This window comes from Nostoc sp., assembly GCF_036919575.1.
GTDB lineage: Bacteria > Cyanobacteriota > Cyanobacteriia > Cyanobacteriales > Nostocaceae > Nostoc.
On record NZ_JBALBY010000114.1, the window covers coordinates 15260 to 27644 of the forward strand.

Below are 12385 nucleotides of genomic sequence, written 5' to 3' on the forward strand. Positions count from 1 at the left end.
TTTATCTACACATACTTTATAACTTGTGGACGCAGTTAGTTTGAGCTTTATTTTGCGGCTACTTTCCAAATGCCCAAAGTAAATAGACCATGCTGTAGCGGTTTAGCAAAGCTCATGCGTGTCACGAGCATCTTAATATCTCACATTTTGGCGCGATGTCTGACGACAAGGCTAGCGCGATCGCTCTTTTTTAGCTAGTCCCTGCTCAATGTTGCGATCAGTCTTTGTTCAAGCTTTTTGACTTTTATAGTGCGATCGTCATGGGCAAGACTGCGAATAGGGCATTGGTATTAAGAATTTGGCGCGTCATTTTTGAGACTTCTAAATAGACAAAAATCTATCAAAACCTATCAGGATATTGATCTGGCAAAGCATAGCACCAAGTGCTATATAATAAGCGAAGGTAATGACCAGATCATGATAATCTACAAAACCCGATGGTTTGACCGTTGGGCACGCAAAGAGGGTTTAAATGACCTTAGCCTCTGTGCGGCTGTAAACGAAATGACGGCAGGACTTTACGAAGCCGATCTAGGCGGCGGACAGTTCAAAAAGCGGATTGCCCGCTCTGGACAAGGTAAGCGTGGTGGCTTTCGTACCCTAGTCGCCACCAACAAGGGCGATCGCTGGTTTTTTGTTTTTGGCTTCCCGAAAAACGAGCGCAGCAACATTAACAAAAAAGAAGAAGAAGCATTAAAAAAGCTGGCATCGGTGCTGTTATCTTACACGCTAGAGGATCTCGAAAAAGCCAAGCTGGAAGATGAATTGATGGAGGTAATTTGCAATGCCGAAGAAGAAATCAGCGATTCTTGAAGCCGTTCACGAAACGGCTACGGGACTGCACAAGGCTGGACTGATGGATCAGACTACGTTGCGTGAATTCGATTGTCTGTGCTTGTCTGGGATTGAACCGCTAGAACCTAAGCAAATTAAGCAAATACGCGAATCATCTCATGTCAGTCAAGCAGTATTTGCTGCGATTTTGAATACAAGTCTATCAACGGTTCAAAAGTGGGAAATCGGTCAGAAGCGTCCCAGTGGCACCGCTCTTAAGCTGTTGCACCTAGTTAAGAAACGGGGATTGAATAGCTTGATTGATTAAGGGGTCAACCCTGCACAATCTGCACCTATAGTCAATGCGATCGCTATTTTTTAGCTAGTTCCTGCTCAATGTTGCGATCGGTCTTTGTTCAAGCTTTTTGACTTTTATAGTGCGATCGCCAAAACCATTCCTACTGTATCAATCGAGTAAAATAAAAGTTCAGTCGTTCCCGCGAGGTGTCCGATGACTATGCTTGAGCGCCGCCGTCAACTTCAACAACAGATTGCTCAACTTCCAGATGACCAACTGACTCAGGTTGAGCAATATATAGCATTTCTTGGTTTTCAGAAAATAGTTCCATCTCAATCAGAAGTGACTCAATTACCTTCCACTGGAGCTTCGATTCTGGCATCTTTAGAGCAAGCACACACTCCGCCCGATTCTCCTCTGGAGGATGAAACCCTAGCACAATCACCTGAAGATTTTGCTGCTAAGATCGCTGAAATAAAACAACGTGCCGCTGACTAAATCAACACTGAGGACAGGGTTAATTTTTTTAGTTGCTGGTATTGCTATTAAACGACTTGCATAGTAGTCATTAGGAACAATAATTAACTCCTCTTTTAAGAGGTAGAGAACTTTGTTAGTTTGTTCCACTGCTGCTTGAAATCTATTTAAAGCATCTGTTGTAGATTCTCTATCAATCTCCAACATTAAGTAAATGAGATTCTGTTGCAATCGCACTGCTAAACGCAAACAGTCTTTGTCAAATTCATCTAAAGCGTGCTGGTGAGTTAAATCGATAATCTGTTTTTTTGTTTTATCAGCTTGCAATCGCACTGCTAAACGCAAACAGTCTTTGTCAACTTCATCTAAAGCGTGCTGGTGAGTTAAATCGATAATCTGTTTTTTTGTTTTATCAGCTAGTTCATAGTATTTTTTCTCCAAGTTTGTATATTTATCAGCTAGTTCATTTGCAACAGTCCTATGATGTTTTGCAGCTTGTCTATCACTTTCCCCAACAGCATGAGTAGTAAAAGCACCAACAACTGCTCCAACAGCTAATCCCAGAGCGCCGAAGATAAAAGGAAGCATATAAAACTATGTAATCCTCTAAAATTTAATTCCTATTGTTCTGTGAGAATATGAGGCACTTGAGAACCAGCAAGCAATTTACTATCTGCTGATGTTAATCCTAGAGATTTAGCAATAGCAACTGATTCACGTAAACGTTGCATAGCCCCTTGTATCCCCGGTGCAATTGGGCGATTTGTAATTTCTTGATTAATTGCTTCTGCTTCAGTCAAAAACTCTAGATTTTTCTGGTGTTCATAAATCAGTTCGTTCTCAATTGTTAATCCTAGAGATTTAGCAATAGCAACTGATTCACGTAAACGTTGCATAGCCCCTTGTATCCCCGGTGCAATTGGGCGATTTGTAATTTCTTGATTAATTGCTTCCGCTTCAGTCAAAAACTCTAGATTTTTCTGGTGTTCATAAATCAGTTCGTTCTCAATTGCTTGTAATCTTTCTAATTCTTGTTGAGTTAAAGATTCATAATAGATTTTCACCGTTTTTTTATGGTCATCGAGGATTTTGAAAAATTCGTAAACCATACCCGCAGTTCCAACAACAGCTAAAACTGGTGCTGCTGCGGTTAAAGCGATCGCAATTGGTGGACAAGCTGCTGCTATTGTTGTGGTTACAAACGCTGTCACACCACCAACTGTGCCGCCTTTTACGGTATCTTTCAATGTTTCTATAGCGGCTTCTTGTGCAGAAATTTCACCTCGAACTACCCGCAGCGCGTTGGTTAGCAACGAAAATGGTGCTGCTGTCGCTACACCAATGGCTGCTCCAAAGGGCGCGGCTTTAACACCTGCTTTGACTGCACCTGTTAGGTTGTCAAAATGCCATTTGGCATCTAGTCTCATTTGCTCCTGCGAAGTCATGGGTTTATCGCCACGGGCTAAATTATCTTTGGCGTTTTCCCACTTGATATTTTTGGGATCATTTGAGCCGCCTTTGCTATGCGGTTTGATATGACTAGCGTGTTTATCTGATAGGTATTTTTGGGTATTAACATCAGTAGATTTGCCATCAATCCCTGCTCTTTGAGATGGAGGGATTTTATCTAACATTTCTTGGGCTTGCACTCTGGTTCTGATCGGATCACCAGGTCGAATTCCACCTTTATATAATTTACGGGCTGCACTTAAGGATAAATCCTGTAATTGGGCGTGTTGAACGTTAATGTTGGCAGCTGCGTTAAAAGCGGAATTATGCTCTTGTTCGTTAGACATGGATAAACAAATATATGGTGATGTATTACGTTTCTTTGCTTCATACCAAAGCATGGTATGAGCTTCTTTTCTTATGGTTCCCATTTTGGCATCAGATGCGTTAGCGAAGCTTACCGAAGGTATCGCTTCCGATGAAGTTATGAGCATCTTATAGCAGTTCCCGACCTAGTGAGGTACATCATAGCCCCCTCCTCGCTTGCGGGGAGGGGGTTGGGGGTGGGGTTCTTGTACCTCACTCAACCGAGAACCGCTATAATCTGTCATATTTTGGCGCGATCGCTCTCCCAACTCCTACAAAACCAAGCATTGCTCTCTAACCTCTGTAGCTTCTGCTATACAATGAAGTGAAGAATCTAGCAGCTTAAACAGGGGATTTATTTATGTCCCACCCGACGCTCAGTAGCCAAGAAGTCGCCCGACGTGGAAAGGAACTCTATCAAAGAAGTATCCGTGCCAAAGTTGAGACACAAGAGAACATTGGCAAAATTATCTCGATTAATGTTGAAACAGGAGATTACGAAATTGGTAATGATTTAGTCGAAACGAGTCTTCGATTACGAGCCAAGCAAACCGATGCAGCACTTTGGGGAGAAAGAATTGGTTTTGATGCCGTTTATGCAGTTGGTGGTACATTGCTCAGGACGGCACAGTGATACATGGGACTGTAGTTGGACTTCAGGCAAGAATGAGTCTGATTATTCTTCCAAGAGAACGTTCAGGTGTAGAAATCGAATGTGTTATTGATACAGGGTTTGAAGGGTTCTTAACCTTGCCGCCTTCTGTCATTGCTGCTCTTGGCTTGCCCTACCTCATCAACATCAACGCAAACCTCGCTAACAATTCTAGTGTGGAAACCGATGTTTATTTGGCAACAGTTGTATGGAATGGTGTGGAGCGTAATATTGCAGCCCTAGCAATGGGTCGTCGTCCACTCATTGGAACTGCGCTGCTTGAAGATTATCATCTCAGTATAGATTTTTGTGAGGGTGGTACGGTTCTGGTGGATGAAATTCTATAACCTTCGGCGCGAAGTGTGGAGTAACTACGCAGCATAACAATTTTTCTGTATTACGTTTCTTTGCTTCATACCAAAGCATGGTATTAGCTTATTTTCTTATGGTTCTCATTTGAACACAGATGCGTTAGCGAAGCTTACCGTTCGCGCAGCGTCTCGCAGAGAAGGTATCGCCTCTGATGAAGTTATGAGCATCTTAATCTGTGATATTTTGGCGCGATCGCAGATCATAATGCCAGTCTTTTCCTTAACTCAGCCTCTAACTGTTGACCTGTGCTAACCACAACCCTATTTGGCTCAAACCCTGATTTTACGGTAGGGGCAATTCATGAATTGCCCCTACGCTGTGTGGTTTTGCGTAAGTCCTATTGTTGGTTGATATTTTCAACTGGTATAGAACCTGAAAATACAGCTTTGTTGCAATATCGAACAGTTGATCTTTTCTATGTGCTTGACTGTGCGGCGATCTGGACAGCTTCTATATCAACATTGAGCTGTTGAGCAATCTGCTCCACACTCATCCCGGTTTTTAGTAACAGAGGCACGGTAAGTTTCAACATTTCAACTTTCTGTTCTTCTCGACCCTCGGCTTTCGCTTCCTGATAAACCCTTGTTTGCTCCAAAGTCAGTCCTAGCATAGCTTCAACTTCCTCTCTACTTAACGAAGAAAACTTATAAACGGCGATTGTGGTTATGATATCTAGTATTTCGTTTTTCGGCAGTGTGTCCGTTGACTCTAATTTTACCCGCTCAATCAATTGTTTTGCTTGCTCCGCCATCACTTGATCCGATGCTAAAGTCAACTGCATCAAGTTGATGCCTATTGGCTGCTGATTGGTCGCGCCTAACTCATCTAAATAGATTCGCTGCACTTGGTCACTGTTGAGAAATATTCGATGAGTTTTTTTATCCCTTGGTTCCAAAGAGCGTGATGAAAAAATTACCACACAGAACCAGTCATCATACTGAGAACGATTCCTGTTCAGGTACATCAGCGACTCGGTAAAGAACCGATGGTAAAGGGCTTCATCTCTTTGGAATTGAACTTCAGCAAAAAAGATCACCCTGGATGTTGCATCCTCTGGAGGTAAAAACACACCATCGATGCGAAAAGCGGTTTCTTTGACTTCAAGTGATTCAAATCGATAGTTTTGCCCTTGAGGAGGAGGATGATCAACCAGTTCAAAGAGTAACCCAGGAAAGCGCTTAAAAATTTGATAGTAAATTGAATCTCGTTTCACTACTTCATCCTAAAATTCTATCGTTATCCGTAGGCGTAGCCCGTCGTAGACATCGCAGATTACAACCAAGCCCTAAAGATTAATCCTAACTTGGCTCAAGCTGATGCTAATCGAGGTGTTGACCGTGCCAATTGCCCAATAACTGCGATACCAACTCTTGGAGACGCTGCGCGAACGGTGAGCTACGCTAGCTAACATAACTTCAACTTTTCGTTCGCTGATTTCGAGCAGGTACGGTTTATCTTTATTTAAAGAGAGAGACAAAATCCGATAAACTATACGAAAAAGTAGCTATGGCAAGCGGTGAAGTATTTGATACCAAAACAAAATCCCTATCTCTGCCAAGGGTAAACCTGCTGACCATGTTCCGCCTGGGTTTATTTCAGATGGGGTTGAGTATGATGTCCATTTTGACTCTGGGAGTACTCAACAGAGTCATGATTCAAGAAATCGCAATTCCGGCAACGCTGGTATCAGTAGTTCTAGCACTGCCTTTATTTGTTGCTCCTTCCCGTGTCTGGTTCGGACAGATTTCCGATGCCAAGCCGTTATGGGGATACCACCGCACAGCTTATGTTTGGGTGGGCGCGGCAATATTTGCGATCGCAGCCTTTTTAGCTGTACAAGTAATGTGGCAGCTTAATAATGCCGTAAGTAGTGCAGGTGGTTGGGCATGGACAACCCAAACAATCGGCTGGAGTGCGCTTCTATCACTGATATTCGCTGTATATGGTCTAGGAATTTGTGCTAGTAGTACTGCCTTTGCTGCTTTGTTGGTGGATATATCTGAAGAAGATAACCGTTCCAAAGTAGTCGGTGTGGTTTGGTCGATGCTAATGGTGGGGATTATTGTTGGGGCGATTATTAGTGCTAGCTTGCTGAAGCCATTAACATTAGGCGCTTCCATAGCAATCTTGCAGGCAGCAATCAACAGGCTATTTTTTATCGTCCCAGCAATTGTATTTGGTTTAGCGATCGCCGCGACATTGGGCGTAGAAAAAAAATACTCCCAATATTTAAGCCGTTCCACAATGGTAAACCGAGAAGACAGCATTACTCTGGGCAAGGCTTGGGAAATTTTAACGGCTAGTCCGCAAACAGGTATATTTTTCACCTTTTTATTGGTGATGACTCTCTGCTTGTTTATGCAAGACCCGATTTTGGAACCTTATGCAGGTCAGGTATTTAAAATGCCTTTGGCTGAAAGTACTAAACTGAACGTTTTTTATGGAACAGGTATACTGATTGCCTATGGTGTGAGTGGTTTTTTGATAGTGCCACGTTTAGGTAAGCAAAGAACTGCAAGACTAGGCTGTATATTAGTGGCATTTTGTACAGCATTACTTGGGATATCAGGCTTCACAGCTAATCCAGCTTTCCTGAAGCTAAGTTTAATTTTGTTCGGTTTAGGCACTGGTGTCTTAACTACGGCAGCAGTTAGCTTAATGTTGGATCTCACCGCCGCAGAAGCCGCAGGTACATTTATTGGGGCTTGGGGGTTAGCGCAGTCTGTCTCTAGAGGTGTGGCAGTGGTTTTAGGTGGTACTTTATTGGATGTAGGTCGTAACTTATTACCCAATTTAGTTTTAGCTTATGGACTAGTATTTGCTTTAGAAGCCGTGGGAATGATCGTGTCGATTTGGTTTCTCAACCGGGTGAACGTAGCGGAATTTCAAACAAATACAAAACTTGCGATCGCTTCGGTTTTAGAAAGCGATTTAGACTAAATATGGGGCATTGGGCATGGGACAAATGACAAATGACAAATGACTAATGACAAATGACAAATAACCATGAATGATTTTTGGACAACAATTCTTGATTTTGCCCAAACTACCACTACCAGAGTGGGCAAGCAACTAATGCAAGATTTTGGGCAAGTACAGGCTTCGCAAAAAGCTGATGGTAGTTTGGTGACGCAAGCAGATAAATGGGCAGATCAGGAAATTCGGGATGCGATCGCTTCTAATTTCTCTGGTTACGGCATTTTGAGCGAAGAGAGCGATCAGTCATTTCCTGGTACTGAGTGGTGCTGGGTAATTGACCCTCTGGACGGTACAACCAACTTCACACGCGGCATTCCCATCTGGACAATATCTCTGGGTTTACTGTATCGAGGTACACCCATATTTGGTTATGTTTACGCACCAACCTTGAATCAAGCTTTTCATGGTTTCTGGGCAGGTTCATCTGGTTTAGCAACGCCAACAGGAGCATTTCTCAATCACCACCCCATCCACACCAGTGCTGACAGTCCCAGCAAAAATCACTTTTTTAACCTCTGTTCCCGTAGCACCGCAGTCATCCAAAACGGCTTTCCCTGCAAAATTCGGATGTTGGGTGTGGCTAGCTATAACTTCCTGATGGTTGCTACTGGGGCTACTCTCGGTGGTATTGAAGCGACACCAAAAGTTTGGGATTTAGCGGGGGCTTGGGTAATTGTCCAGGCAGCTGGGGGCGTCTGGCGATCGCTCAAGTCAGAACCGTTTCCGTTGTCATCAGGAGAAGACTATAGCGATCGCTCTTTTCCCACCCTCGTTGTTAGTCGCCCAGAATTAGTTCCGGTATTTCAACCTTTTCTGGATGACTAGACAGAAGTGAACTATAAATAAAGCTAGTGAGAATCGGAGCATTCTGATAATTTAAGTAGGATTGTAGCTTCGATTACACTGGTTAATATAGTATAAAGAATTTTTATGCTGTCTAATCTAGATTTAATTCGAGAGTTTGTGCAAAACTCGACCCAGAAAAAAGAAATTTTGTTGTCAAATCATTCTTTGACAGCGCAAACAGTGTATAATACCAACCAGCTAACAGCGAAATTTGAAGGCGTAATTGGCACAGCCCAACTATCTAATACCCTATGTGAATTCTTGATTTATCCGAAATCATCCCACTGGGAATTGATAAATGAGGCATTAGCAGAATATGGTTATCTCCTCAAAGGAGAAGTAGATAGTCGGGGTTTCTATCAGTATGAATACTGCGAAATTCCCAAAGGCTATCAGATGCACTGCACTAAATCTGTACTTCTATGGCGAGCTTGGTGGAGATATCGCAAGTATACTTCCAGAGTAGGAATTCCGTTGGAACTTCTGATTAGAAAACGAGAATCATGGTATCCAATTAGAGATTTAATTATTAGCGACGGACTTCTTTATATCAAAACATTAGGAAGCGAGATCGCACTTGACTCAGATGACTTGGTTACTTGGTTAAACAAAATTGATGTTAAGTTTCCAAAAATACTTTAGTAATTCATACATTCTGTGTTATGGCGCAACCTGAGTTATTGGAAAATTGCCCCATCAGGCATAATTGCCCCAGCTAAGTTAGCACCAATTAGTTTAACCAGAAGGCGATCGCCAGAGCGAATCCGCGCTCCGGTCAAATCGGCTCCTCGCAAGTCTGTGCCACTGAGATCCGCTCCAATCAAATTAGCACCACGTAAATTCGCCTCTCTGAGATCCGCTAAAAGTAGGTTTGCCCGAAATAAATTTGCTTCAGATAAATTCGCACCTCTGAGGTTGACTTTGTGCATAAAAGTATCGCTGAGATTAGCACCACTCAAATTGGCATAACTCAGATTTCTGCCAGATAAGTCTTTATTGCTCAAATTTGCCCGACTATAGTCTTTGCCACTCAAGTCGGAATTTGGCTTTGGTGATTGTTGGGTTGTTTGAGATGGTTTTTCTTGTTGAGGTGGCGGTGAGTGAACTGTGGTTTGATGTTTGGTTTTTAGAGAGCGCAACTGATCACGAGCTTCATTTATGGCTTTCAGCTTGTCTTGTGCTTTCTGCTGTAAACGGAGATTGTCTTTGGGAATGCGATCGGGGTGCCAAACAAAAACTAAATCTTTGTAAGCCTGGTTCACTTCCTCAAGTGTTGCCCCAGGCTCTAACTCCAAAACTCTATAGTACCGCTCCAGATCGCTCATACGATATTTTGGTGGACAATCAACTTAATTATCAGTGATAGAGCTGTCTTTTCGCTGTATCTTTTGTTATTGATCATGGGGCATTGGGCATGGGGCATTGGGCATTGGGCATTGGGCATGGGGCATTGGGCATTGGAAAGAGGAGGCAGAAGTTCTAAAATGTTTGAATTTTGAATTTTGAATTTTGAATTGATTTCTCCCTCATCTTCCCATCTCCCCATTTCTCCATCGTGCGATCGCTCTCAAATATGCTGCAACTGGAATCTGATAGACTTCAATAAAAATCCAAACAATAATTGCTAAATGTGATAAGAAAGTTAATATTGTCCAAATATATGGCATCCAGGTAATCGGTTCCTTGAGATTAGCAGGAAAATAGTAAGCTACTATGCCAATTAGAGTCGTGGGAAGAATTACAAAAACTGCTGCTGCTAGTCCATAACCCCAACCTAATTCCACACCTTCCAACTGGCCTTCTGTCCAACTAAACCCATTCCAACGCCAACTTAAGGGTGGTTGTCTAGAAGGCATCTTGATTTGCTCTAATTCTAGGTTGACTGTAAAAATCTCATGGCAAAAGTCACAAGCCATAGCTTCCATCAATGGCATATGAGAAATCTTACCGATCCGACAGACTGGGCAGGGGTAAACTCCATAATAGTCGAAAGATTGGGCTAAGATTTTGGAACTGGGCATAATGAAACTGATGATCCTAAAAAGTTGATCTGGTCAATGAGATTTGGGTAAGAATAATGTATGGCGATCGTCAATTGTCTGTAATCAGCTTTCCCAAGGTGAGGTGACAAGTCAGGAGAATTATAATTTTAACTTCTCAATCCTGGCTCTTTGAACTTCTGAGGGACGGAAGTCACCGCTTAAAGTTCTCTCTGATGACCTTGAGTTAGCTGTATTCTATTCATTAAAGAATGGTCATATTTTGAATTTTTAGATTTTTCACAATTGATTTTTGAGGATTTACACTACCCATTAGTCATGACACAACAATATTTGTCAACTTATATAACTATGGTGATATCTAATGACAAGCCACTTTCTTCGTCTAGGCAAACAACCAACTAGTACAGTTCGGCCAAATTCCAAATTCCAAATTCAAACAGGTATACAGCGTAAGCGTTTCATGGTTACTGAGCCTCTTGTACTGAGCATCTCGACTTGCGGACATGGAACCGCAGTCAAAGTATGCCGAAGTATTGATTTGGAATGGGTGGTTTATTTACGCTAACCTGTACTAGTCTTGACTCCCACAGTTGTACTGAGTCTATCGCTTTTTTATCGTTTGTGGGGGTCTTGACACCGCCCACTCTTCCTGTTAGTCTTACATAACATAGGTATATTTATTAAGTTTTCCAGCAAAAGCTCCGCAAATGCTTAACACAAATTCCTACTTTTATTTTTGGTTTAGGGTGGTTCACCGGGGGTGAATTGAGTTTCCTAACGGAAACCGCCCGGTGAACCGCAGATCAAACTCTGCGGTTTTTGTTTTTTTAAGGAGAATTTCATCGTCATGACTTATTTCAGTAGCTGGTTTTATGGCTTTTACTTTTGGCCCAGAGTAAGTTCCGGGTAAATAGCGTCATGCCAATGAATCAGAACGCGCCCGGAACTTTTCAAAGGTTCCGGGCTTTTTTGTTGCGATCGGGGAGGGGGAGGATGAGGGAGATGAGGGGGATGAGGGGGATGAGGGGGATGAGGAGAATAACCAATGCCCAATGCCCAATGCCCAATGCCCAATGCCCAATGCCCAATGCCCAATGCCCAATACTTAATTTTTTAGGAGATAAAACCATGATTAATGCCAAACTTGCTGCACAATCTCATCTGAACCACCAGACAATTGTTAAAATCTCGGAAAAAGTCGCTTTCGGGGGCGAAGAACTGGTAATTATCGGCGGTCCCTGTACCGTTGAAAGCTTGGAACAAATGGAGATAGTCGCCCAAAAGCTATCTACTGCATCCGTGCAGGGGTTGCGTGGGGGTGTCTACAAACCCCGCACTTCTCCCTACGCTTTCCAGGGTATGGGGGAGGCAGGATTAGAGATTTTGGCAAAGGTGCGATCGCATTACAATATGCCAGTTGTGACTGAGGTGATGTCAATTTCCCAAATTGAAGTAGTTGCCGCTCACGCTGATATGCTTCAAGTTGGTAGCCGCAATATGCAAAACTTTGACTTGCTGAAAGCTTTGGGACAAGCTGGTAAACCAATACTACTCAAGCGTGGTTTGGCAGCGACAATTGAAGAATTCGTCATGGCTGCTGAATATATCCTCAGTCACGGGAATCCTGATGTGGTGTTGTGCGAAAGAGGTATCCGCAGTTTCGATGATTACACCCGCAATGTCCTAGATTTAGGGGCAGTGGCAGCACTCAAGCAAATAACTCACCTGCCTGTGATTGTAGATCCTTCCCATGCTGTCGGTAAACGGGAACTGGTGGCACCTCTGGCGAGGGCGGCGATCGCTTGCGGTGCAGATGGATTAATTATTGAATGTCACCCAGAACCAGAAAAATCTGTTTCTGATGCCCGTCAAGCACTTTCTTTAGAAGATATGGTGCATTTAGTTAATAGTTTAAAGCCTGTTGCCACAGCCGTTGGGCGCAGTATATCAGAAGCGATCGGGGCGGGTTTGGAACCTGCCCCGATTTTTTGTGCTGCTTAAATTTTAGTTGAGAATGTACTCTGTATATTACAGCAGAAATCATGTATTTGAACCACATCTGTTGTAGGGGCACAGCAATGCTCATAGGTGTCAACTTAAGGTGAAACCCTTGCCAAGACGTGATATTCAATTCTTTGGCTTCTCATCACGATCCGCGTTACCCCACCC

Annotated in this window: 17 protein-coding genes; 10 read left to right on the top strand and 7 right to left on the bottom strand. The window is 43.0% G+C overall.

Annotated elements, in window-relative coordinates; all coding sequences use genetic code 11:
• Positions 1 to 417 precede the first annotated feature (417 nt).
• From V7K27_RS29765 to V7K27_RS29775, 3 genes are all read left to right on the top strand, one after another.
• Complete coding sequence (locus tag V7K27_RS29765) at positions 418 to 813, top strand: type II toxin-antitoxin system RelE/ParE family toxin (RefSeq protein WP_334952096.1); 396 nt, start codon at positions 418 to 420, stop codon at positions 811 to 813.
• The gene (locus V7K27_RS29770; RefSeq protein ID WP_334952098.1) at positions 785 to 1102 is read left to right on the top strand and encodes a helix-turn-helix domain-containing protein; all 318 of its coding nucleotides are present in this window, start codon (positions 785 to 787) and stop codon (positions 1100 to 1102) included. Before V7K27_RS29765 ends, V7K27_RS29770 begins: the two co-directional genes overlap by 29 nt.
• Positions 1103 to 1285: 183 nt before the next feature.
• Complete coding sequence (locus tag V7K27_RS29775) at positions 1286 to 1570, top strand: hypothetical protein (protein WP_334952100.1); 285 nt, start codon at positions 1286 to 1288, stop codon at positions 1568 to 1570.
• On the opposite strand, the gene V7K27_RS29780 is transcribed toward V7K27_RS29775, so the two are convergent.
• Positions 1514 to 2137, bottom strand: coding sequence for a hypothetical protein (locus V7K27_RS29780; RefSeq protein WP_334952102.1), 624 nt, complete (start codon positions 2135 to 2137; stop codon positions 1514 to 1516). The two genes, V7K27_RS29775 and V7K27_RS29780, sit on opposite strands and share 57 nt — an antisense overlap.
• A 32-nt stretch (positions 2138 to 2169) precedes the next feature.
• Positions 2170 to 3492: a hypothetical protein gene (locus tag V7K27_RS29785; RefSeq protein ID WP_334952103.1), complete on the bottom strand. Its 1323-nt coding sequence runs from the start codon at positions 3490 to 3492 to the stop codon at positions 2170 to 2172.
• Positions 3493 to 3725: 233 nt separating this feature from the next.
• Here V7K27_RS29785 and V7K27_RS29790 point away from each other — a divergent pair, with 233 nt between their 5' ends.
• The 3 genes from V7K27_RS29790 (at position 3726) to V7K27_RS29800 (ending at position 4640) form a co-directional block, all read left to right on the top strand.
• Positions 3726 to 3998: a hypothetical protein gene (locus V7K27_RS29790; protein ID WP_334952105.1), complete on the top strand. Its 273-nt coding sequence runs from the start codon at positions 3726 to 3728 to the stop codon at positions 3996 to 3998.
• Positions 3995 to 4363 (top strand): clan AA aspartic protease, encoded by a 369-nt coding sequence (locus tag V7K27_RS29795; RefSeq protein WP_334952106.1) that lies wholly within the window; start codon positions 3995 to 3997, stop codon positions 4361 to 4363. The genes V7K27_RS29790 and V7K27_RS29795 overlap by 4 nt, the downstream gene beginning before the upstream one ends.
• Positions 4364 to 4472: 109 nt before the next feature.
• Positions 4473 to 4640 (top strand): hypothetical protein, encoded by a 168-nt coding sequence (locus tag V7K27_RS29800; RefSeq protein WP_334952108.1) that lies wholly within the window; start codon positions 4473 to 4475, stop codon positions 4638 to 4640.
• A 163-nt stretch (positions 4641 to 4803) separates the two neighbouring features.
• Here V7K27_RS29800 and V7K27_RS29805 read toward each other — a convergent pair whose 3' ends face one another.
• Together V7K27_RS29805 and V7K27_RS29810 are read right to left on the bottom strand one after the other, a co-directional pair.
• Positions 4804 to 5601, bottom strand: coding sequence for an Rpn family recombination-promoting nuclease/putative transposase (locus V7K27_RS29805; protein WP_334952110.1), 798 nt, complete (start codon positions 5599 to 5601; stop codon positions 4804 to 4806).
• 72 nt (positions 5602 to 5673) lie between these two features.
• Positions 5674 to 5799: a hypothetical protein gene (locus V7K27_RS29810; protein WP_334952112.1), complete on the bottom strand. Its 126-nt coding sequence runs from the start codon at positions 5797 to 5799 to the stop codon at positions 5674 to 5676.
• Between the two features lie 95 nt (positions 5800 to 5894).
• On the opposite strand from V7K27_RS29810, the gene V7K27_RS29815 reads away from it, so the two are divergent.
• The 3 genes from V7K27_RS29815 to V7K27_RS29825 all read left to right on the top strand — a co-directional run bounded on the left by V7K27_RS29815 (position 5895) and on the right by V7K27_RS29825 (position 8855).
• Positions 5895 to 7328, top strand: a complete 1434-nt coding sequence (locus tag V7K27_RS29815) for a BCD family MFS transporter (protein WP_334952113.1) — start codon at positions 5895 to 5897, stop codon at positions 7326 to 7328.
• A 66-nt stretch (positions 7329 to 7394) separates the two neighbouring features.
• A complete protein-coding gene (locus V7K27_RS29820; RefSeq protein ID WP_334952114.1) occupies positions 7395 to 8192 on the top strand; it encodes an inositol monophosphatase family protein in 798 nt (265 codons plus the stop codon).
• Positions 8193 to 8297: 105 nt separating this feature from the next.
• Positions 8298 to 8855 carry a hypothetical protein gene (locus V7K27_RS29825; protein ID WP_334952116.1) on the top strand — a complete coding sequence of 186 codons (558 nt, stop codon included), beginning with the start codon at positions 8298 to 8300 and terminating at the stop codon, positions 8853 to 8855.
• A gap of 35 nt (positions 8856 to 8890) precedes the next feature.
• Here V7K27_RS29825 and V7K27_RS29830 read toward each other — a convergent pair whose 3' ends face one another.
• The 3 genes from V7K27_RS29830 to V7K27_RS29840 form a co-directional block, all read right to left on the bottom strand.
• Positions 8891 to 9538, bottom strand: a complete 648-nt coding sequence (locus V7K27_RS29830; protein ID WP_334952118.1) for a pentapeptide repeat-containing protein — start codon at positions 9536 to 9538, stop codon at positions 8891 to 8893.
• A gap of 201 nt (positions 9539 to 9739) precedes the next feature.
• On the bottom strand, positions 9740 to 10234 hold the full coding sequence (locus tag V7K27_RS29835; RefSeq protein ID WP_334952120.1) for a hypothetical protein: 495 nt from the start codon (positions 10232 to 10234) through the stop codon (positions 9740 to 9742).
• An 898-nt stretch (positions 10235 to 11132) separates the two neighbouring features.
• Positions 11133 to 11318 carry a hypothetical protein gene (locus V7K27_RS29840; protein WP_334952122.1) on the bottom strand — a complete coding sequence of 62 codons (186 nt, stop codon included), beginning with the start codon at positions 11316 to 11318 and terminating at the stop codon, positions 11133 to 11135.
• Between the two features lie 26 nt (positions 11319 to 11344).
• Here V7K27_RS29840 and aroF point away from each other — a divergent pair, with 26 nt between their 5' ends.
• A complete protein-coding gene (aroF, locus tag V7K27_RS29845; RefSeq protein ID WP_334952123.1) occupies positions 11345 to 12217 on the top strand; it encodes a 3-deoxy-7-phosphoheptulonate synthase in 873 nt (290 codons plus the stop codon).
• Positions 12218 to 12385 lie beyond the last annotated feature (168 nt).